Here is a 22,259-nt window from a genome sequence, read left to right as displayed (position 1 = left end):
TAAGCTTGTGGTAAAGTATTATTAACCAAGCTTGGAGGGATTTTTTTGGCGCTTGAACAAGATTGGATTAATTTATTTTTACAATACTTAATCGTTGATCGACACTATTCACCAGAAACGCAAAAGGCCTATCAAGCCGATATTAAAGCGTTTGTTAATTTTTTGACGGCTAATGGTGGTCTGACTTCCTTTAAGCAGGTCGGCACCCTTGAAGTACAAACTTATTTGAATGAAATGGACCAAAAACAATATAGTGGCGAGACAATTGCCCGGCGGATTTCAAGTCTGCGGTCGTTTTATCGCTACTTGGTACGCAACGAATTTTTACAGACTGATCCGTTTGAAACGGTTCAACTCAAAAAACAACGCCACAAGTTACCCCGCTTTTTCTATGAAAAAGAGATGGATGCGTTATTTGCCGCGATTGTCGGACAAGAACCGCTAACCCAACGTAATCGGGCCATTCTTGAGTTATTATATGCAACAGGGATGCGGGTTAGCGAGTGTGCCCAGCTAACGATTGGCCAGATTGACTTTGGTTTACGGGTTATTTTAGTGCATGGTAAAGGAAATAAGGATCGTTACGTCCCTTTTGGCAATCATGCGACTAAGGCTTTGCAGGATTATTTAAACAATGGCCGGGTACAATTGATGGCTAAACGCCAACAAGAACACGATGTGGTTTTTGTCAACCATTTAGGGAATCCAATTACCAGTCGGGGGATTGAATACGCATTGGATCAAGTGGTTAAAAAGACCAGTTTAACCAGTGGCATTCATCCCCACATGATTCGCCATACTTTTGCAACCCACTTGCTAGACCATGGGGCAGATTTACGAACGGTTCAGGAGTTATTAGGCCACAGTAGCTTATCGACGACTCAGATCTACACCCACGTGACAACGGCCCATTTACAAAAGGATTACCGGCAGTTCTTCCCACGGGCTTAAAAACTAGGACTAAAGAACGATTTTTTTAGCAAAAAAGAGCGATAAGATTAGCACACAGTCATAAAGACTGCTAAAATGTGATTAACGCTATTTAAAGGAGCAAATCAAATGACAACAATTTGTGCAGTAAAACATAATGGTCGAACAGCGATTGCTGGCGACGGACAAGTAACGATGGGCGAAAAATTCGTCACAAAAGATTCAGCGAAGAAAATTCGCCGGATTTACGGCAATAAAGTCGCAATTGGTTTTGCCGGTGGCGTTGCAGATGCATTTACGTTACAAGAATGGTTTGAACAAAAATTAGAAAAATACTCAGGCGATTTACAACACGCGGCTGTTGCTTTGGCACAGGATTGGCGTAAAGATCCAACACTTCAAAAATTAGAAGCAATGTTGATTGCCATTAACGAAACAGATATTCTTTTGATCTCAGGTAACGGTGAAGTCATTACCCCGGATACACTTGCTGAATCAGGGGATCAAGTGATTGCGGTTGGTTCAGGTGGTAATTTCGCCCAAGCGGCTGCAACGGCCTTGATTTTAGAAGGTAAGCCTGAATTAACAGCCGAAAAAATCGTTGAAACTGGCGTGAATATTGCTGGTGGCATCGACGTTTATACGAACCACAACGTGATTGTGGAATCATTTTAGGAGGTGGCCCCAATGGATTTGATGAATAAAACACCTAAATCAATTGTCGCTGAATTAGACAAGTTTGTAATTGGCCAAGATAAAGCTAAAAAAGCCGTAGCGGTAGCCTTGTATAATCGTTATCGTCGGATGCAATTAAGCACTAAGATGCAACAAGAAATAACACCTAAAAACTTATTGATGATCGGACCAACCGGGGTCGGTAAGACAGAAATCGCTCGCCGGTTAGCGAAAGTCGTTGATGCGCCTTTAATCAAGGTTGAAGCCACTAAATTTACAGAAGTCGGCTATGTTGGTCGTGATGTTGAATCAATGGTCCGAGACTTAGCGGATGTTGCTGTTCACATGGAAGAATCAGAACAATTCAAGAATGTGCGTGGTAAAGCGGCTCGTCAAGCAGACAAACGCTTAGTAAAATTATTAGTCCCTGGTATCAAGAAGGAACAACGTAAAAATAATAATAGCATGAACGACTTAATGTCGATGTTCACGGCCCTTCAAAATGGTGAAACACCAGCTGGTTTAAACCAAGCTGAAACTGAAGAAGTCACCGACGAAGTACGCGATCAACGGTTATCTGTTAAGGAGCAACTTGATAAGGGGCTTTTGGATGATCGCGAAATTGAAATTCAAGTTGACGAACCTAAAAAGGCCGCACCAATGAACGATATGATGGGTCAAATGGGAATTGACTTGAACGATACATTAGGCTCAATCATGCCTAAAAAGAAGATGGTCAGAACCGTTACCGTTAAAGAAGCGCGTGAAATCTTCATTCAAGAAGAATCAGACAAGTTGGTTAATCATGCCGATATTTATCATGATGCCCTTCAAAGAGCCGAAAATACCGGGATTATCTTTATCGATGAAATCGATAAGATTGCTGCCGGTGGTAAGAAACAATCTGGCGAAGTCTCACGTGAAGGGGTACAACGCGATATTTTACCAATCGTTGAAGGCTCACAAGTTAATACCAAATACGGGGTACTTAAAACAGACCATATCCTCTTCATTGGTTCTGGGGCTTTTGCGGAATCTAAACCAAGTGATTTAATCGCTGAGTTACAAGGTCGTTTTCCAATTCGAGTGGAATTAGAAGACTTAACTGAAGCCGACTTTGTCCGGATCTTAACGGAACCTAACAACGCGCTTGTTAAGCAATATATGGCTTTAATCGGTGCAGATGGGGTCCACGTCACCTTCACCATGGAAGCCATTGGCCGAATTGCTGCAATTGCCTTCCAAGTAAACCACGACACCGAAAACATTGGTGCGCGACGCTTGGCAACCATCTTGGAGAAATTGTTGGAAGATATTCTCTTTGAAGGACCAGATATGCAGATGGGTGATATCACCATCACTGAACAATATGTTAATGATAAAATTGGTAAGATTGTAGCCGATAAAGATTTAACCCGCTTTATTCTATAAATTTCTAAAGGTGGTTTTAAAAATGATCCAAATTGCAAATGAATTTTTAACAGTGACACTTAGTCCACAAGGTGCGGAATTACAGAGTGTTAAAGGGGCTGTTTCAGGCTTAGAATATCTCTGGCAAGCAGATCCCAAAGTTTGGGGGCGCCACGCACCCGTTTTATTCCCGTTTGTTGGGCGTTCTAAGGATGATCAATATACGTATCAAGGTAAAACTTACCCAATGGGCCAACACGGCTTTGCCCGTGATCGTCAATTTGAAGTAGAAAGCCAAACTGATACGGCGGTGACATTCTTATTGAAATCAGATGAAGAAAGTTTAAAAATTTATCCATTTGAATTTGAACTACGCGTTTCTTACCAAGTAAACGACATGCACTTAAAAGTGGGCTATGATGTTAAAAATACAGCACAATCTGGCCCAATGTACTTTTCTGTTGGGGGCCACCCCGGCTTTAAAGTCCCATTAACGGACGATACCCAATTTGAAGACTACTTTTTAGACTACCGACCACAAAAATCACGCGTCAAGATTCCATTGCAAGGGGCATTCATCAATCTAAATGAACGCACATTAGCACCAACGGATGTGGCGACTGATATTAATCACTCACTCTTCAAAGATGATGCCTTAATTTACGAATTAAAGGGTAAAGAAAATAAATTTAGCATTCGTTCTGAAAAAACGGATCATGCGATTAGTTTGAAAGTATCAGGCGCCCCATTTATCGGTGTTTGGTCACCTTACCCAACGGAAGGCGAATTAGTTTGTCTTGAACCTTGGTGGGGGATTGCAGATGATGTTGACGCTTCTGGTGAACTTTCAGAAAAATTTGGTGTCAATCAATTAGCACCCGGCGAAGTATTTAATGCCAGTTACGAAATTACAGTTAAATAGTTAATATAAAGCGTTTCTCGTAGAGAAGCGCTTTTTTGCTCGGTATTACACGAAGCAAACGTGCTAGTTTTTAAATAGATTGCATGCTAAGATAAGAATTATTAAACAATAAGTGAGGGAAATCATGACTGACAAAAAAGAGTACTATGGTGCAGATGCAATTATCGATAGCTTAGTAAATCATGAAGTAGAATATGTTTTTGGTATTCCAGGCGCCAAAATTGACCGAGTATTTGAACGACTAGAACACCCCGTCAATCCTAAAACACCCCAATTGATTTTAGCACGCCATGAACAAAATGCGGCATTTATGGCCGCTGGTATCGGCCGAATTACTGGTAAACCCGGCGTTGTGATGGCCACATCTGGTCCTGGCGCTAGTAACCTAGCAACCGGGGTGGTCACTGCCACTGCTGAAGGTGATCCGGTCTTAGCAATCGCTGGACAAGTGAAACGAGCTGATTTACTCCGGTTAACCCATCAGAGTATGCGGAATGCAGCGCTCTTTGCACCAATTACTAAGTTTAGTGCAGAAGTGCAAGAACCTGAAAATTTATCAGAAGTGATTGCCAATGCCTATCAAGAAGCGGAATCAGCTAAACAAGGGGCTAGCTTTGTCAGTGTCCCTCAAGATGTGACGGATGCTAAGGTTCAATCTAAAGTAATTAAGCCTCTAATTGCACCTAAATTAGGGCCTGCTAGTCCGGTTGAAACAACCTTGTTAGCCCAACGGATTAAAGAAGCGAAACTTCCCGTATTATTAGTTGGGATGCGAGCATCTTCACCAGAAGTAACCGCCGCTATTCGAAATTTAATTGCCGAAACCCACATTCCAGTCGTTGAAACTTTCCAAGCCGCGGGGGTGGTCTCACGTGAATTGGAAACTGATTTTTACGGCCGGGTGGGCTTATTCCGTAATCAACCAGGCGATCGGATCTTAAAACGCAGCGATTTGGTGATTGCAATTGGCTATGACCCAATTGAATACGAACCACGTAACTGGAATGCTGAAAGTGATGCGCACATCATGGTCATCGATGATATGCGTGCTGAAATCGATCATAATTTCCAACCTGAAAAGGAATTAGTCGGTGATATCGCACAAACGCTCGATTTCTTGTTGCCATACATGAAGGGCTATCAATTAGCTGATGACGTTCGCGACTACCTCAAGGAACTCCACGCAGAATTACACCAACGCGATACAGCACCTGAAATGTCAGCCGACAAGACGCTCAACCACCCATTGAACATTGTGTCTGAGTTGCAAGAACGCGTGACTGATGAAATGACAGTCACGGTTGATGTTGGGAGTCATTATATCTGGATGGCGCGTCACTTTAGAAGTTACGAACCGCGTCATTTACTCTTTAGTAACGGGATGCAAACATTAGGGGTCGCTTTACCATGGGCCATTAGTGCCGCTTTAGTCCGTCCTAATACCCAAATTGTCTCTGTTTCTGGTGATGGTGGCTTCTTATTCTCAAGCCAAGATTTAGAAACAGCCGTTCGTTTGAATTTAAACATTGTGCATATCATTTGGAATGATGGTTACTATGACATGGTTAAATTCCAGGAAGAAATGAAATATGGCGAATCAGCAGCCGTTCAATTTGGCCCAGTCGATTTCGTCAAATATGCTGAAAGTTTCGGCGCTACTGGCTTACGTGTTGAAAAAGCAGCCGATCTAGGCCAAGTCCTAGACCAAGCTTTTGCCACTGAAGGCCCAGTCATTGTCGATATTCCAGTCGATTACAGTGATAATAAGCTACTTGGTCAAGCTTTATTACCAGATCAACTTGTTTAATTTTTTTGATTGGTGTGAAGGAGGAAGCATAAAATGACATTTGATTATCAACGCGTCTATCAACACGGCACCTTGGCCCTATTGGTCCCCGGTTTATTTACCGGGACTTTGTCGGTCGCCGATTTATTAACCCATGGTGATTTTGGCATTGGCACGGCACATGGTTTAGCAGGCGAAATGATCATCTTGGATGGTCAAGCCTACCAAGTAACCGGTGAGGGCCAAGTTAATCAACTTGCCTCCACTGACATGGTGCCTTTTGCGACAGTTCATTTTCAAGCCCCTGAACTGTCAAGCCAAGCGTTAGGGACAGTGACTAAGGCGGAACTTGAAGATCAGATCTTAGCGCAACAGCCGCTGAAGAATCTCTTTTTTGCCGTTAAGGTGACTGGTCGCTTTAAGAAAATGCATACGCGTGCCGTTGAGGCCCAAGAACAACCCTATCCCAATTTGACGGACGCAACGCGCGTGCAGCCCGAGTTTGAGCAAGATGGAGTGACTGGCACGCTAGTTGGTTACTACGCACCAGCGCTCTATCAAGGGGCCGCAGTTGCCGGTTATCACGTGCACTTTTTAAACACGGCGCATGATTTTGGGGGCCACGTCTTAGATTATGTGATTGAAGACGCTCAATTAACGGTACAACCGTTTGAGACTTTTGAGCAACATTTCCCAAGTCAAGATCCTGACTTTTTAAATAGCGATTTCGATTTGAAGGCAATTAACGCCGATATTGAAGAAGCAGAACACTAAAAAAAGACCCGGCCGACGTTTTAAGTAACGTTTGACGGGTCTTTTGCTATTCTTATCGCCTTAAGTGGCCTGTACGCACTGATTTAAGAAAAGTAGCTACGATTAATAATCGTGTTGCCGATTAAGCTTTAGGACAACCTTATCAGTCGTTATGCAGCGGCTAATAAGGGAAAATGCTAAACTTTATTGCGCGTGATGATTGATGGGACCGTATTTGTGGCCGACGTCGATAGGATTAGCAATGGCGGCGTGTACGAATTTTTTAGCCGTTTTAATGGCTTCTTCGATCGAGTGCCCCTTAGCAATTTCAGCGCAGATACATGCAGAGAGTGAATCACCTGTCCCATTAATATGGGTCGTTTCGATATAGGGTTCTGATAACCAGAATTCTTGACCATCGGCTAGTCGCACATAATCAGTAACGCTTGATTGACCAGCAGCGTGGTGGCCTTTGATTATTACATTCTTAGCGCCTAGCGCCAGTAGCTTTTCAGCAGCTGCTTGGAAATCAGCCGGTTCATTCAAAGAAATGCCGGTTAGTTTTTGGGCTTCATAGAAATTAGGGGTTAAAACGGTCGCCATTGGAATCAATTCGGTTTTTAGCGTCTGGTAGGCTTCATCAGCAAGTAATAGTGCGCCGTGTTTTGTGATAATGACCGGGTCTAAAACCAAGGGGCCAAAATCGTGTTGCTTGAGTTGCTTGGCAACGGTCATAATCGTCTCACTATCGGTGAGCATCCCGGTCTTGCAAGCCCGGACCTTAAAATCGGCGGCAATTGCTTCAAATTCGGCGTTGATAAATTCAGGGGTCAGCGCTTGGCTCGCGTGGATTCCAAATGAATTACCAGCGACACAGGCGGTCAAAACGCTCATGCCATAAACACCGCGGGCGAAGAAAGTGTTTAAATCAGCTTGGGCGCCAGCGCTACCATCAGAGTCGGAACCGGCGATTGTCATGACTTGGGGAAAGCTGTTTAACATTGTAACCATCTCTTTTCTTAAGTTTGTGGTCAGCTTAATTGGCGATATCAACTAAGAGTCCCTATTGCTAGTATAAGCGTTACTCGTGCTACTTATCAATCATCGTTTACCCTAAAAATTAAAAATTCGCGTATACTAGAAGTAATGACAGATTTAAGGGAGGGTATCATGCTTCAGCTAGAGACAAAGGGCCTTAATTATAGCGTTGATGGCCAAGCAATATTGAGCGATATTAATATCACAATTGAACAAGGGTCTTATAATACGATTGTGGGACCATCAGGGAGTGGTAAGAGTACGTTGTTACGGCTATTAGCCGATTTATTGACACCAACGAGTGGGGAGATTTTGTTGGCAGGACAGGCCATTAGCGACTATAAACCGACGCAATATCGGCAACGCGTGTCTTATTGCTTCCAACAACCAACGTTATTTGGGACGACAGTTGGTGATAATCTAGTATTTCCGTTTGAAATTCGCGAATTACCAGTGGATGAGACGCTAGTTCAGACGCAATTAGCCCGAGTTGGGTTAGCGGAGATGCCCTTGACTAAAAAGATTACAACGCTCTCGGGGGGCGAAAAGCAACGAATTGCTTTAATTCGTAACCTGATGTTTAAACCGGAAATCCTGCTACTGGATGAAATTACGACCGGCCTAGATGAGCAGACTAAATCCTTGGTTAATGGGCTAATCACACAATTGAATCAAGAAGATGGGATTACGGTCTTGTCGATTACCCATGATACACAAGAACAACAACGGAAAGGGCGTCAGCTTCAAATTGTAGCTGGTCGTTTGGTACATGCAGATGAATCTAGCCGTTAATGGGTTATCATTAACCTTTGCTGTTTCGTTAGTTTTTGTCGCGTTAATCATCAGTTTTCACGAAAAAATTGGTCTCGAAAAAGATATGTTGATCAGTGTCGGGCGAGCGATTGTCCAATTAATTATCGTGGGTTATTTATTGAAATTTATTTTTCAAATTAACCATGTTTGGATAACGCTAGCGATGATGTTGATCATTATCTTTAACGCGGCGGCTAACGCTCGTAAACGTGCTAGTACGTTACAGCACGCGTTTGGCATTTCATTAATTGCGATTTTAACGAGTACCGGTGTTACACTCGGGTTATTAGTCTTATCTGGTGCGATTAAATTCGTGCCATCGCAGATTATCCCGATTACGGGGATGATTGCTTCCAATTCGATGGTCGCCATTGGCCTGAGCTATCGGAGTATGTTGACACAGTTTAAGGATCAACGCCAAGCCGTATTGGAACGCTTGGCACTCGGCGCTAGCTTGAAACAAGCCTCAATTGCAATTGTGAGAGAAAGTATTAAAACGGGGATGTCACCGACAATCGATTCAGCCAAGACGGTCGGCCTGGTCAGTCTCCCAGGGATGATGTCGGGGTTAATCTTTGCCGGTGTTGATCCGGTTAAAGCCATTATGTATCAAATATTAGTCACCTTCATGCTATTGTCGGCGACGAGTCTCGGGTCAGTTATTGCCTGTTATTTAGCCTATCATTCATTTTATAATGACCGCGAACAATTAATCGATCTTTAAATGATTGCACAAAAAAACGCCTTTATTGGCGTTTTTTTTGTTTATAACGGTAATATAACCCGAATGGGACTAGGTTTTCCGTACCATTTTTAATGCGACTGATGTTCTCGCGATGGCGGTAGGTTAAAAAGATTAGAACTAACGTCGCAATCGTACCGAGTAACCAGTCGTGTGTGTAAAATGACAAGATAGCAATTAGCAAGGGGCCGATGATACTGGCCATGCTGACCATACTCGTGATTAAAATGACACTAATAAAAATCGTACTAGCAATCACGAAGAAAAGCGGGTTGTAGGCCAGTAAGATCCCAGCGCTGGTTGCAACGGCTTTGCCACCTGTAAAGCGTAAAAAGATAGAGTAGGCATGGCCAACAACTGCAGCTAAACCAACGACTAAGACCAATGAATGATTAGGGATGTGAAAAATCATTGGTAGACTGGCTGCTAAAGTACCCTTTAAAATATCGAGGAACAAAACAGCCGTCCCAGCGATTGGGCCTAATACCCGGTAAGAATTGGTTGTTCCAATATTATGACTGCCAGCATCCCGGGGATCTTTATGACAAAAGACCCGGCCGATAATGACGCCTGAGGGAAACGAGCCAATCAGGTAGGCCAAGATAAAAATAAGACTTAATTTCATTGTCAGAACTCCTATTCACAACATTTGATTAATCTATTCTAGCATTTTGACAAGGGAAAAGGAATATTGTATGTTAGAATAGATGAATGCGAACATACATTTGGATAAGTGGTTATTTTAAATTTAGGGATTGTAAAATCGTTCAAATTTGTTGATAATATAACTTATCTGTTCATTTTTAGACAAAGGAGTCATTGTTGAATGCCAAATCAAAAACAAGATTATAATGATAATTCGATTCAAGTCTTAGAGGGCTTGGAAGCAGTTCGAAAACGGCCTGGCATGTATATTGGCTCAACCGATGGGCGTGGGTTACATCATTTAGTATACGAAATTGTCGACAATGCAGTCGATGAAGCACTCGCCGGTTTTGGTGCCGAAATTAACGTCACAATCGGTGCGGACAATAGTATTAGTGTTCGTGATCATGGGCGGGGGATGCCAACGGGGATGCATCAATCAGGGATTCCAACGATTGAAGTCATCTTAACGGTCCTCCATGCCGGTGGTAAGTTCACTCAGAATAGTTATAAAACGTCTGGGGGGCTCCATGGTGTTGGGGCCAGTGTTGTTAATGCGTTATCTGAATGGTTAACCGTTCGGGTGGTTCGAGACGGCGTGGCTTATGAAGAACGCTTTGAAAACGGCGGCCATCCAGTGGGCACTTTAAAAAAGGTTGGTAAAGCCAACGAACCTAACGGGACACTAATTACCTTTAAACCGGATGCATCAATTTTCCAAGTCACAACGTATAATTACAATACGTTAGCAGAACGGTTACGGGAATCAGCCTTTTTGTTAAAGGACGTTAAGATTACGTTAACGGACTTACGTGCTGATCCTGCTAAGGAAGATGTCTTTCATTATCCAGAGGGGATTCAATCATTCGTTGATTATCTAAATGAGGATAAAGACACGATTGGGAATAAACTCTATTTTGAAGGCACTAAAGAAGACATCGAAGTTGAATTCGCTGGTCAATATAACGACGGCTATTCCGAAAACATCATGTCATTTGTTAATAACGTGCGGACTGGTGATGGTGGTACGCATGAAGCCGGGATGAAAGCCGGATTAACCAAAGCATTTAACGATTATGCGCGCAAGGTTAACTTATTAAAAGAACGGGATAAGAACATGGAAGGCTCAGATGTTCGTGAAGGACTCAGTGCCGTCTTATCTGTACGGATCCCAGAAGAGTTACTACAATTTGAAGGTCAGACCAAAGGTAAGTTAGGCTCACCACAGGCTAGAACCGCGGTCGACAACCTCGTTTACGAGCAAATGAGCTTCTTTTTACTAGAGAATGGGGAATTTGCCCAAGCCTTGGTTAGAAAGTCACTCAAGGCCCGTGAAGCCCGTGAGGCAGCCCGTAAAGCGCGTGAACAAAGCCGAAACGGTAAGAAAAAGAAAAAATCAGACGGTTTACTCTCTGGTAAGTTGACACCCGCGCAATCTAAGAACGCGGCTAAAAACGAATTGTACTTGGTCGAAGGCGATTCCGCTGGCGGTTCAGCTAAACAGGGCCGTGATCGGAAGTTCCAAGCAATCTTGCCATTACGTGGGAAGGTATTGAATACCCAAAAGGCAAAATTACAAGAAATTCTAAAAAATGAAGAAATTAACACAATGATCTACACAATCGGGGCCGGTGTTGGCGCTGAATTCAAAATTGAAGATAGCAATTACGATAAGATTATTATCATGACCGATGCGGATACCGATGGGGCTCATATTCAAATCTTACTCTTAACCTTCTTCTACCGTTACATGCGACCATTAATCGAAGCCGGTAAAGTGTATATCGCCTTACCACCTTTGTACAAGCTTCAAAAAGGTGCCGGCGCTAAAACGAAGATTGCTTATGCTTGGACGGACGATGAATTAAAAGTTGTCGCGAAGGAAATGGGTAAAGGTTATAGCCAACAACGCTTCAAAGGGTTAGGTGAAATGAATGCCGATCAACTTTGGGACACAACCATGGATCCAACAAGTCGGACCTTAATTCGTGTTCGGATTGACGATGCTGCTTTAGCAGAACGCCGGGTCACAACCTTGATGGGTGATAAAGTTGAACCGCGACGGAAGTGGATCGAAGAAAATGTGAAGTTCACGCTCGCTGAAGAAGGTAGCATTTTAGAGACGACGGGGCAAGCAACAACGCCAGTCACCGAGGATAACGCAGTAGAATAATTAGACGATTAGAAAAGTGAGTGATTAATTTGGCTGATGAAGCACAAAAAATTCAAGAGTTAACCCTTGAAGAAGTCATGGGCGACCGCTTTGGCCGGTATTCCAAATACATCATTCAAGAACGGGCATTACCGGATATTCGGGATGGATTAAAACCTGTTCAACGGCGAATTTTGTACGCAATGGCAATTGATGGTAATACTTATGACAAAGGATTCCGTAAATCAGCGAAGTCTGTTGGGAACGTCATGGGTAATTTTCATCCGCATGGTGATAGCTCGATTTATGAAGCAATGGTCCGCCTAAGCCAAGACTGGAAATTACGGGAACCATTAATTGAAATGCACGGGAATAATGGGTCGATGGATGGCGATCCACCAGCTGCTATGCGTTATACAGAAGCGCGACTCAGCAAAATTGCCAGTGAGATGTTAAAAGATATCGATAAAAAGACAGTTGATTTTGTCTTAAACTTTGATGATACGGCTGAAGAACCAACTGTTTTACCAGCCCGCTTCCCGAACCTCTTGGTCAACGGGGCGACTGGTATTTCCGCTGGGTATGCAACTGAGATTCCACCCCATAACTTAGGTGAAGTCACAGATGGGTTAGTTTATTTAATCGATCATCCAGACGCAACACTAGAAAAGATGATGACCTTTGTTAAAGGCCCTGATTTCCCGACTGGTGGGATTCTACAAGGCCTGGACGGGATTAAGAAAGCTTACGAAACAGGCCGTGGTCGCGTTGTTGTGCGGGCTAAAACCAGCATTCAACAACTCCGTGGTAATCGGGAACAAATCGTTATCAGCGAGATTCCATACGAAGTCAATAAGGCCCAAATGGTCAAAAAGATTGATGAATTACGAGTCTTGAAGAAGGTTGATGGTATTTCTGAAGTCCGTGATGAAAGTGATCGGATGGGTTTATCAGTGGTCATCGAATTAAAGAAACAAGCGGATAGTCAAGGGATTTTGAATTATCTCTTTAAAAATACCGATTTACAAATTACGTATAATTTCAATATGGTCGCCATCTCTGATATGCAACCTAAACAGGTTGGCTTACTTGAGATTTTACATGCCTACTTAAAGCATCAAGAAGAAGTCGTTACGCGGCGGACACAATACAGCTTACAAAAAGCACAGGATCGGTTGCATATTGTTGCAGGTCTTGTTAAAGCCCTATCGATTCTTGACCAAGTAATCAGTACGATTCGCGCAAGTAAGAATAAAAAAGACGCTAAGACAAACTTAGTGGCACAATACGATTTTACCGAAGCACAAGCCGAAGCAATTGTTTCCTTACAATTGTATCGTTTAACGAATACCGATGTGACGGCCTTAGAAGCCGAAGCGGCTGAATTAAAAACAGCGGTTGCAGGTTATCAAGCAATCTTGGGTAATCCTAAAGAACTTGCACGGGTCATTAAGGCTGAATTAAAATCGGTGGTTAAAGCTTACCGGAACGATCGGAAGACAGAAATTGAAGCCGAAATTGAAACCCTTGAGATTGATACGAGCGTGACAGTGATTGATGAAACCGTTATGGTTGCAGTTAGTCATGACGGCTACCTTAAACGGAGTAGTCTCCGTTCTTATCAAGCCTCAGAAGGGGCTGATGGTGGTCTGAAAGAAGGCGATTTTGCCATCTTACAACAACCTATGCAGACACTCGATCAATTGATGTTATTTACCAACTATGGGCATTTGATTCAACGACCAGTGCATGAAATTGCCGATTTGAAGTGGAAAGAAATGGGCGAACATATTTCGCAATCGATTGGCTTAGCGGCCGATGAAGCGATTATTGCGGCCTTTAGCTTTACGCCAAACGAACAAAGTGGCTATTTTGTTATCGGAACGACCGATGGTTACATTAAGCAAACGGCTTTCCAAGACTTGTTGCCAAGTCGGACCTATCGTTCAAAAGCCCAAGACTTTATTAAGCTACATGCTGGGGCGAACGTGACGAATGTTTATTGGGTCTCGGAAGCAGATGCCCAACAACAGGCTGTTTTTAGTGCTAGTTATAACGGTTATGGCTTAAGCTTTGCTTTAAGCGAAGTATCAGTCTCTGGTGCCAAAGCCGGTGGTGTGAAACTGATGGATCTTAAAGATGGCGATCATGTCGCTAACTTTACGCTCTTTGACCCCGCTGAAAAGCACGCTGCTGTCGCAATTATCACGCAACGTGGGGCCTTTAAGCGCATGTTCTTAAGCGAAGTCGGCTTAACAAGCCGTGCACGGCGTGGGGTCTTAATCTTGCGTGAATTAAAACGCGATCCGCATCGGGTGGCCGCTATGATTCGTGTTGCACCTAAGATCGCATTATTAGTGAAAACTGAGCAGGCATTATTAACAATTGACCCACAAGCACATGCAACAGGTGACCGATATTCAAACGGGAGCTTTGTCATGGATGTTGAAGAAGTTGGTCAACCGGTATTTGTTTTAGCGCAATCCAGCGAACCAATTTCAAATCATAAAGATTAATCAAAAGGATGCTAATCAGGCTGATTAGCATCCTTTTCTGTTATATAAAAGAAGCTGAAAAATCGAATCTGTACCATAACACTTAAAAGGTTTTGCACAATCTAAATTAGACGGATAACTAGTTCTCAAATAAGCTACGAACGCTTACACACCAATGTTTTATGGTATATAAGGACTCGTGGATATTTTCGAAAAGAAAGGGTTTGCAAAAAGCTTGTGACGTGTTATACTAAATGTGTAAAAACTGTATGATTGAATTTTAAATAAATGGAGGCAATCCACATGGTAAAAACTGAAAAAATCAACTTAGCCGATTATTGGGACGGTTTTAATAAGGGTGATTGGCAAGATGAAATCGATATTCGCGATTTCATCCAACAAAACTTTACAGCCTATGATGGTGATGAAAGTTTCTTAGCTGGTCCTACTGAAGCGACAACAACTTTAAACGACCAATTAATGGCACTTAAGAAAAAAGAACGTGAAGCAGGCGGTGTTTTAGATGCTGATAACGACAATCCTGCAACTGTTACATCACATGGTCCTGGTTATTTAAATAAGGATCTTGAAAAAATCGTTGGGTTACAAACTGACGCACCACTCAAACGAGCATTCATGCCTTTTGGTGGGATTCGGATGGCCGAAGATGCCTTAGAAGCTTATGGTTTTAAGACAGATCCAGAACAACACAAAATCTTTAACGAATATCGTAAGACTCATAACCAAGGGGTTTTCGATGCTTATACACCAGACATGCGTAAAGCACGTCACTACAAGATTATCACAGGACTTCCTGATGCTTATGCACGTGGCCGGATTATCCCTGATTTACCACGGATTGCTGTCTATGGGATTGACCGTTTAGCCGAAGAAAAAGTCCGCGACTTTAACGGCATTGGTGACGGTGAAATGACAGATGATGTTATTCGCCTTCGTGAAGAAATCAATGAACAATATCGTGCTTTACAAGACATGAAGAAAATGGCTGCTAGCTATGGTTTTGATATTTCAAAACCTGCTAAAAATGCGCAAGAAGCTATTCAATGGATTTACTTTGGCTACTTAGCAGCGATCAAGACACAAAACGGAGCTGCAATGTCAGTTGGCCGAATTGATACAACGATGGATATCTTTATCCAACGTGATTTAGATCGTGGCTTAATTACAGAAGCTGAAGCACAAGAAATGGTTGATCATTTTGTCATGAAATTACGGATGGTGCGCTTCATTCGGACAGAAGATTACAACTCATTATTCTCAGGTGATCCAATCTGGGCAACCTTATCAATGTGTGGGATTGGCATGGATGGCCGCCATCATGTTACTAAGACAGCCTTCCGTGTCTTGAAGACCTTGGAAAACATGGGGGCTGCACCAGAACCTAATATCACATTGCTCTGGTCAGATCGCTTACCAGACGGCTTTAAACGCTATGCAACTGAAGTATCAATTAAGAGTTCAACCATTCAATACGAAAATGACGACTTGATGCGCAACGAATGGGGTAGCGATTATTATGGGATTGCTTGTTGTGTTTCTGCACAACCAATTGCAGATGGCGTACAATACTTCGGTGCTCGTGCTAACTTGGCTAAGACAATCCTTTACGCAATTAACGGTGGGATTGATGAATTAGGTAAAGCCCAAGTTGGTCCAGCTTATCAACCAATTACAAGCGAAATCATCGATTACAAAGAATTCATGGGTAAATACGATAAGATGTTAGATTGGTTAGCAGACGTTTACGTTAATGCTTTAAACACAATCCACTACATGCATGACAAGTATTACTATGAATCAGCACAATTAGCATTGAAGAATAGTCGTTTAGACCGGACATTTGCGACTGGTATTTCTGGTTTATCACATGCGGTTGATTCAATTTCAGCTATTAAATATGGTCAAGTTAAAGTTATTCGTGATGAAGACGGTATGGCAGTCGATTTTGAAGCTCAAAATCCTGATTACCCACGTTACGGTAACAATGATGACCGTGCTGATGATATTGCTAAATGGTTAGTTAAGACTTTCTACAACAAGATGAATACACACCATTTATATCGTGGTTCAAAATTATCAACATCTGTTTTAACAATCACATCAAACGTTGTTTATGGTAAGAATACAGGGACAACCCCTAACGGCCGTCAAGCCGGCGAACCATTCTCACCTGGTGCTAACCCAGCATACGGTGCTGAAAAGAACGGTGCTTTAGCATCATTACTTTCAACAGCTAAGATTCCTTATCGTTATGCAACTGATGGGATTTCAAATACATTTGGTGTGACACCTAATACTTTAGGTCATGACGATAACGCACGTAAAGATGCCTTAGTCAACATGGTCGACGGTTATATGATCAATCATGGTATGCATTTGAATATCAACGTCTTCAACAAACAAACATTAATGGATGCCCAACAACATCCTGAAGAATACCCAACATTAACGGTTCGTGTTTCTGGTTACTGTGTCTACTTCGCAGATTTAACCAAGGAACAACAAGATGATGTTATTTCAAGAACATTCTTCGATGAAATGTAGTCATTTATAAAATAAACGAGGCAGCGGATAGCTAACCCTATCCGCTTTCTTGTAAAGCTGCTAATTTAGACTTAGCAGTTTTGCTAGGAAGAGTGTCTTTTATAAGAGGTGGAAGAAATGGCAATTAACTTTACAACCCGTTTATCAACGGAACCAGCAGAAACAGTCGTACCGGAAACAACAGAAGCCCCAATTGGCTATGTCCATTCAATTGAGTCTTTTGGATCTGTAGATGGTCCTGGCATTCGTTTTGTGGCCTTTTTACAGGGGTGTCGCATGCGGTGTGAATTCTGTCATAATCCCGATACTTGGAATATTGGTAGTGGTGAGCCATATACTGCTGATGAATTAATTGCAAAAGCATTACCTTACAAAGCGTTTTGGGGTAAAGAAGGCGGTATTACCTGTAGTGGTGGTGAATCACTGATTCAAATTGATTTCTTAATTGATCTATTTAAAAAATGCAAAGCACAAGGGATTAATACATGTCTTGATACGTGCGGTCAACCTTTCACATACAAAGAACCATTCTTTAGTAAGTTTAAAGAATTGATGAAGTATACGGATTTATCGATGGTTGATATCAAACATATTGATCCAGAAGGCCATAAGAAGTTAACTGGTTTTTCAAATGAACATATTTTAGAAATGATTGAATATATGTCTAATCACGGCCATCATATGTGGATTCGGCACGTCCTCATTCCAGAACGGACTGATTATGACTGTTACTTAGAACGTCTTGGTGATTATATTAAGACCTTGAATAATGTTGACCGGGTTGAGGTATTGCCTTATCATACAATGGGAATTGTTAAATATGAGAAAATGGGGATTAAGTACCCACTTGAAGGTATCGAACCCCCAACTCATGATCGCGTTGTCAATGCTGAACGGCTGTTGCATACCGCTGATTATTCAAAATAAATGGTATAAAGCGGTAGCATAAGAAATTTTTAAGTGAATAATAAGAAAGGGCGACGAAAAAGGTTGCTCTTTTTTTATTTTTTTATTATTATAATGATAAGGGATAACCCAAAGAAATGAGGATTGAGCATGAAGACGAGACAAGAAAACATATTTTCTTCTAAAACGTTAACTTATTTTTTGCAATTAGCGGAAACAATGAACTATACGCAGGCCGCTCAGCTATTAGGGATTACACAACCTGCACTAACCCAACAAATTAAGAAATTAGAACGCACAGTTGGGGCACCACTTTTTTATTCCGTGGGTAAGAAATTACACATTTCTGATGCTGGCCGGACAATGTTAGATGCGACCCATCAAATCTATGATTTATTAAATACGGCAACGGATGAAATCCAAAGTGCGACTAGCGCTAGCCGCGGTAAAATTAATATCGGAATTTTGGCCTCAATGGAACTTAGTGTTATTCAAAGTTTCTTAATCAAATATTATCAACAATTTCCTAACATCGAAGTTAGTGTTCACTTATTGACACGTAAGGAGATTTGGGATCGCCTCGAAAATAATAAAATTGATTTGGCTATTATGTACTTGCCAGATGACAGTATCAAAAATTGGAAGCCTTACCGTTCTAAGAAGATTGCGGATGAAAGCCTTGTTTTCTTGAGCAGTAATCCGTTATTGAAAAAACGTAAGAAGATTCATTTTGAAGATACCTTAACTGAAAAATGGGTTACTTATCCTGATGAATACTATCTCAACCAATTTATTAGTGAAGCTTATAAGAATCAGATGGTCGATCGACCAATCAGTGCCGCACAATTTACATCACCATTTGAAATCTTACGTTTCGCAGAAGCAACTGGGTTAAGTACCGCATTGCCAAAGAGTTTTTACGATGCCCATAATGTTGGCATTGAATCGAACGCGGTACAATTTGATCCAGCGATTCAATTTGAACTAGCCTTCGTATTCCGTAAAGAAAAGGAAGATATTCCTCGGATTGACAGTTTCTTCCGTGAATTCAATCTTTACCTAGAAGAAAAAGACTATTTAACGCGAATTAAAGAACAAAACCGTAAAATCGTTTAATATTTCTGGTATAATCGATAATGTAATTTTGAAAAGAAGGGTCTGTATAAATATGAGTAAAGAATTAGTTTTTGGTCACCAAAACCCAGATACAGACGCAATTGTTGCGGCAATGGCGTTTGCTTATCTTCAACAACAACTTGGTAAGGACGTTGAAGCTGTTGCTTTAGGCGAACCAAATGAAGAAACAAGCTTTGCATTGCGCCACTTTGCTGCAAGCACACCACGTGTGATTAAAGAAGCTGGTAGTGAAGTACAAAGTGTTATGCTAGTTGACCACAACGAAGCCCAACAAAGTGTTGCTGATATCAAAGATTTAACAGTGACTGATGTTGTCGATCATCATCGGATTGCTAATTTTGAAACAGTGAGCCCATTATTCTACCGTGCGGAACCAGTTGGCTGTACCAGCACGATTCTTTTATCAATGTTCAACGAAAATAAGATTGAAATCCCTGCACAACTAGCTGGTTTAATGATGAGTGCCATCATTTCAGATACATTGTTGATGAAATCACCAACAACAACTGAAAAAGATCGGATTGCTATCAAGACATTAGCAGAAATTGCAGATGTTGATTTTGAATCATATGGTCTTGAAATGTTAAAAGCTGGTACTAACTTAGATGATAAGAGCGAAGCTGAATTAATTGAAGCTGATGCTAAAACATTCGATATGGCTGGTAAAAAAGTTCGTATCGATCAAGTTAACACAGTTGATATCGAAGCGGTCTTCAAACGCCAAGCTGCTTTTGAAGCTGCTATCGAAGCAGACAACAAAGCTAACGGTTACGACTTATTCGTACTTTTGATTACTGACATCTTAAACAGTAACTCAGAAGCGCTTGTTATCGGCGAACCAGCTGAAGCCTTCGAAAAGGCTTTTGATGTGACCTTAAACAACCATCGTGCCCAATTAGCCGGTGTTGTGTCACGTAAGAAACAAGTTGTCCCACAATTAACAGCAGCATTTTAATAGCAATTAAGAAGATAAAGTCCTGCGGGGCTTTATTTTTTTGTTAGGAGCAACAGATGACTGAGGAAGTAACAAAGGCAATTCAAGTGATTGAAGCGACAATTCGAAATTGTCAAAAGAGTCAGCTAAAATTTGGAGAAGGGTCCGCCCAATTTACTTTATTAAAAAATAGAATTCACGCATTGGAAGTTGGTCGTGATTTATTGAATGGGCGCACAGATATAACTGCTGAAGCATTGGTCAGAGCACAGGCACCGATTGAGTCAATCATCCATAAAACCGAAAAAGCGTTGGCTAACCAAAAAAAGACATCGCCTGCAATTAAGCGGATGACAACATTAATAGCAGCAATGACATCCATTCGGACAGCTATTATGGCACAACTTTCTGTAAATGAGACCCATCAATAATATGATGGGTTTTTTTGTGTCTTTTTTACAGATGATAATAATTCTAATCTGACAATGAACATGTTATAATGTAATAGAATTCACAAGGAGGCCGATAATGATGAAACATACGTTGAAATTAGTGCTCACAATTGTGGTTGGGATTACCGCATTAATATTAGCCTTTTTATGTCAACAACCACTGTGGGCCCAAGTATTAGTTAGTCTAGCTGGGGGGTTAGTCGCATTATCGATGCTGATTGAGATGATTCGCACTTTAAAATCAGGTCGATATGGTGTTGATTTACTAGCCATTACGGCAATCATTGCAACACTCGCTGTTGGTGAATATTGGGCTGCCTTGATGGTCCTCGTAATGTTAACAGGCGGCGATTCCCTGGAAGATTACGCCGCGCATAAAGCAGGGCGGGAATTAAAATCGTTATTGGACAACTCGCCACAAGTCGCGCATTTAATGCGTGGTGACGGACTTGTCGATGTTGCTGTCGACGAACTCCAAGTCAATGATCAAGTTGTTGTGAAGCCAGGGGAACTGGTTCCGGTTGACGGTCATATCATTGAGGGGTCATCGCTGTTTGATGAATCGTCTCTAACTGGTGAATCACGCCCAGTTGAAAGAACAATCAATGAGCCAATTATGTCAGGGTCAGTAAATGGTGAGACATCAATCACGATGGTGGTCGATCAATTAGCTATTAACAGTCAGTATCAAGCAATTGTTAAACTGGTTGAAAGCTCAGCAGCACAACCTGCCCATTTTGTTCGTTTAGCGGATCGTTATGCCGTACCATTTACATTAGTGGCGTATTTGATTGCAGGGGTGGCATGGTGGCTCTCAAAAGACCCTGTGCGCTTTGCCGAGGTCTTGGTGGTCGCGTCGCCATGCCCGTTGATTCTCGCGGCACCGATTGCACTTATCTCAGGTATGAGTCGTGCCAGCCGGAATGGGATTATCGTCAAAACGGGGACGACAATTGAAAAATTGGCGTTGGCCAAATCAGCTGCTTTTGATAAAACCGGCACGATTACGAATGGCCAATTAACCGTGGATCAAGTTGTACCAGTGATTGATATTGAACCATCGGAGTTATGTCGTTTAGCAGCCAGTGCTGAACAGGCTTCGGCCCATATTCTGGCTCGTTCCTTACTACAAGTCGTCCCAACAGCGCAATTATTAGAAATTATTAGTTTAAAAGAAATGACAGGTGCTGGTGTGACTGCCCAATTAGCATCTGGACAGACGGTTCAAGTCGGTAAATTTGAATTTGTGGCGCCTGACCAAGCTAAACAATCCCAGACACAGACAACTGTCTACATTGGCATTGACGGGCGTTATGCGGGCTATATCACATTTATCGACCATCTTCGCCAGGAAGCGCCTCAAACGATGTCAACGCTCCATCAGCTCGGTTTACAGCGCTTAATGATGCTCACAGGGGATCAGGCGACAACCGCTAAAGAGATTGCGGCTCAAGTCGGCATTGATGAAGTTCACGCTGGATGTTTGCCTGCCGATAAGATTCGACTCATCAATAATGTCACGCCGGAGCAGCGGCCGATAATCATGGTTGGCGATGGTGTTAACGACGCACCATCCTTAGCGAGTGCCGATGTCGGAATTGCGATGGGTGCTCACGGTGCCACAGCAGCGAGCGAATCCGCAGATGTCGTCATTTTAAAGGATGATTTGAGTCGGGTTAGTGGCGCCATCACGATTGCACGGGATACAATGCGGGTGGCGCGCCAGTCCGTTTTGATTGGGATCTTCATCTGTATCGGATTGATGTTGATTGCTAGTACCGGTGTCGTGCCAGCTTTAATTGGGGCCTTATTCCAAGAAGTTGTCGACACAGTTTCGATTTTATACGCATTACGTGCTAGAAATGACCATTAAAAAAAGAGGCCGCTGAGGGCCTCTTTTTTGT

The 22,259-nt window shown here is 42.3% G+C and carries 18 protein-coding genes; 16 read left to right on the top strand and 2 right to left on the bottom strand.

Features of this window, described 5'->3' with window-relative positions; translation table 11 throughout:
* The first annotated feature begins 45 nt into the window (after positions 1-45).
* From xerC to budA, 6 genes are all read left to right on the top strand, one after another.
* Positions 46-951: a tyrosine recombinase XerC gene (xerC, locus tag C0213_05695; protein AUX11924.1), complete on the top strand. Its 906-nt coding sequence runs from the start codon at positions 46-48 to the stop codon at positions 949-951.
* A gap of 108 nt (positions 952-1,059) precedes the next feature.
* The gene (locus tag C0213_05690; protein ID AUX11923.1) at positions 1,060-1,605 is read left to right on the top strand and encodes an HslU--HslV peptidase proteolytic subunit; all 546 of its coding nucleotides are present in this window, start codon (positions 1,060-1,062) and stop codon (positions 1,603-1,605) included.
* 21 nt (positions 1,606-1,626) lie between these two features.
* Entirely contained in the window at positions 1,627-3,036 is a 1,410-nt protein-coding gene (locus C0213_05685) for an ATP-dependent protease ATPase subunit HslU (GenBank protein AUX12817.1), read from the top strand.
* Positions 3,037-3,058: 22 nt separating this feature from the next.
* The gene (locus C0213_05680) at positions 3,059-3,937 is read left to right on the top strand and encodes an aldose epimerase (GenBank protein ID AUX11922.1); all 879 of its coding nucleotides are present in this window, start codon (positions 3,059-3,061) and stop codon (positions 3,935-3,937) included.
* Between the two features lie 124 nt (positions 3,938-4,061).
* Positions 4,062-5,744, top strand: coding sequence for an acetolactate synthase AlsS (locus C0213_05675; GenBank protein ID AUX11921.1), 1,683 nt, complete (start codon positions 4,062-4,064; stop codon positions 5,742-5,744).
* A gap of 33 nt (positions 5,745-5,777) precedes the next feature.
* Positions 5,778-6,497, top strand: a complete 720-nt coding sequence (gene budA / locus C0213_05670) for an acetolactate decarboxylase (GenBank protein AUX11920.1) — start codon at positions 5,778-5,780, stop codon at positions 6,495-6,497.
* A gap of 183 nt (positions 6,498-6,680) precedes the next feature.
* Here the strand turns inward: budA and thiD are convergent, their stop codons facing one another.
* Entirely contained in the window at positions 6,681-7,478 is a 798-nt protein-coding gene (thiD, locus tag C0213_05665) for a bifunctional hydroxymethylpyrimidine kinase/phosphomethylpyrimidine kinase (GenBank protein AUX11919.1), read from the bottom strand.
* A gap of 168 nt (positions 7,479-7,646) precedes the next feature.
* Between thiD and C0213_05660 the strand changes: the two genes are divergently transcribed.
* Positions 7,647-8,306, top strand: coding sequence for a spermidine/putrescine ABC transporter ATP-binding protein (locus C0213_05660; protein AUX11918.1), 660 nt, complete (start codon positions 7,647-7,649; stop codon positions 8,304-8,306).
* Positions 8,290-9,051 (top strand): iron export ABC transporter permease subunit FetB, encoded by a 762-nt coding sequence (locus C0213_05655; GenBank protein AUX12816.1) that lies wholly within the window; start codon positions 8,290-8,292, stop codon positions 9,049-9,051. Before C0213_05660 ends, C0213_05655 begins: the two co-directional genes overlap by 17 nt.
* A gap of 22 nt (positions 9,052-9,073) precedes the next feature.
* Here C0213_05655 and C0213_05650 read toward each other — a convergent pair whose 3' ends face one another.
* On the bottom strand, positions 9,074-9,694 hold the full coding sequence (locus tag C0213_05650; protein AUX11917.1) for an acyl-phosphate glycerol 3-phosphate acyltransferase: 621 nt from the start codon (positions 9,692-9,694) through the stop codon (positions 9,074-9,076).
* A gap of 201 nt (positions 9,695-9,895) precedes the next feature.
* On the opposite strand from C0213_05650, the gene parE reads away from it, so the two are divergent.
* From parE to cadA, 8 genes are all read left to right on the top strand, one after another.
* Positions 9,896-11,887, top strand: coding sequence for a DNA topoisomerase IV subunit B (gene parE, locus C0213_05645; GenBank protein ID AUX11916.1), 1,992 nt, complete (start codon positions 9,896-9,898; stop codon positions 11,885-11,887).
* 29 nt (positions 11,888-11,916) lie between these two features.
* On the top strand, positions 11,917-14,382 hold the full coding sequence (gene parC, locus C0213_05640; GenBank protein ID AUX11915.1) for a DNA topoisomerase IV subunit A: 2,466 nt from the start codon (positions 11,917-11,919) through the stop codon (positions 14,380-14,382).
* A gap of 282 nt (positions 14,383-14,664) precedes the next feature.
* Positions 14,665-16,926, top strand: coding sequence for a formate C-acetyltransferase (gene pflB / locus C0213_05635; protein AUX11914.1), 2,262 nt, complete (start codon positions 14,665-14,667; stop codon positions 16,924-16,926).
* 117 nt (positions 16,927-17,043) lie between these two features.
* Positions 17,044-17,853, top strand: a complete 810-nt coding sequence (gene pflA / locus C0213_05630; protein AUX11913.1) for a pyruvate formate lyase-activating protein — start codon at positions 17,044-17,046, stop codon at positions 17,851-17,853.
* Positions 17,854-17,982: 129 nt separating this feature from the next.
* A complete protein-coding gene (locus C0213_05625) occupies positions 17,983-18,948 on the top strand; it encodes a LysR family transcriptional regulator (GenBank protein ID AUX11912.1) in 966 nt (321 codons plus the stop codon).
* A gap of 52 nt (positions 18,949-19,000) precedes the next feature.
* The gene (locus tag C0213_05620) at positions 19,001-19,924 is read left to right on the top strand and encodes a manganese-dependent inorganic pyrophosphatase (protein ID AUX11911.1); all 924 of its coding nucleotides are present in this window, start codon (positions 19,001-19,003) and stop codon (positions 19,922-19,924) included.
* Between the two features lie 56 nt (positions 19,925-19,980).
* Positions 19,981-20,334 (top strand): hypothetical protein, encoded by a 354-nt coding sequence (locus tag C0213_05615; GenBank protein AUX11910.1) that lies wholly within the window; start codon positions 19,981-19,983, stop codon positions 20,332-20,334.
* Between the two features lie 100 nt (positions 20,335-20,434).
* Positions 20,435-22,228 (top strand): cadmium-translocating P-type ATPase, encoded by a 1,794-nt coding sequence (gene cadA, locus C0213_05610; GenBank protein AUX12815.1) that lies wholly within the window; start codon positions 20,435-20,437, stop codon positions 22,226-22,228.
* The last annotated feature ends 31 nt before the right edge of the window (positions 22,229-22,259 follow it).

The organism is Latilactobacillus sakei (assembly GCA_002953655.1).
Lineage (GTDB): Bacteria > Bacillota > Bacilli > Lactobacillales > Lactobacillaceae > Latilactobacillus > Latilactobacillus sakei_A.
Note: the sequence above shows the minus strand (reverse complement) of the source record. Positions and strands in the feature narration are given on the sequence as shown.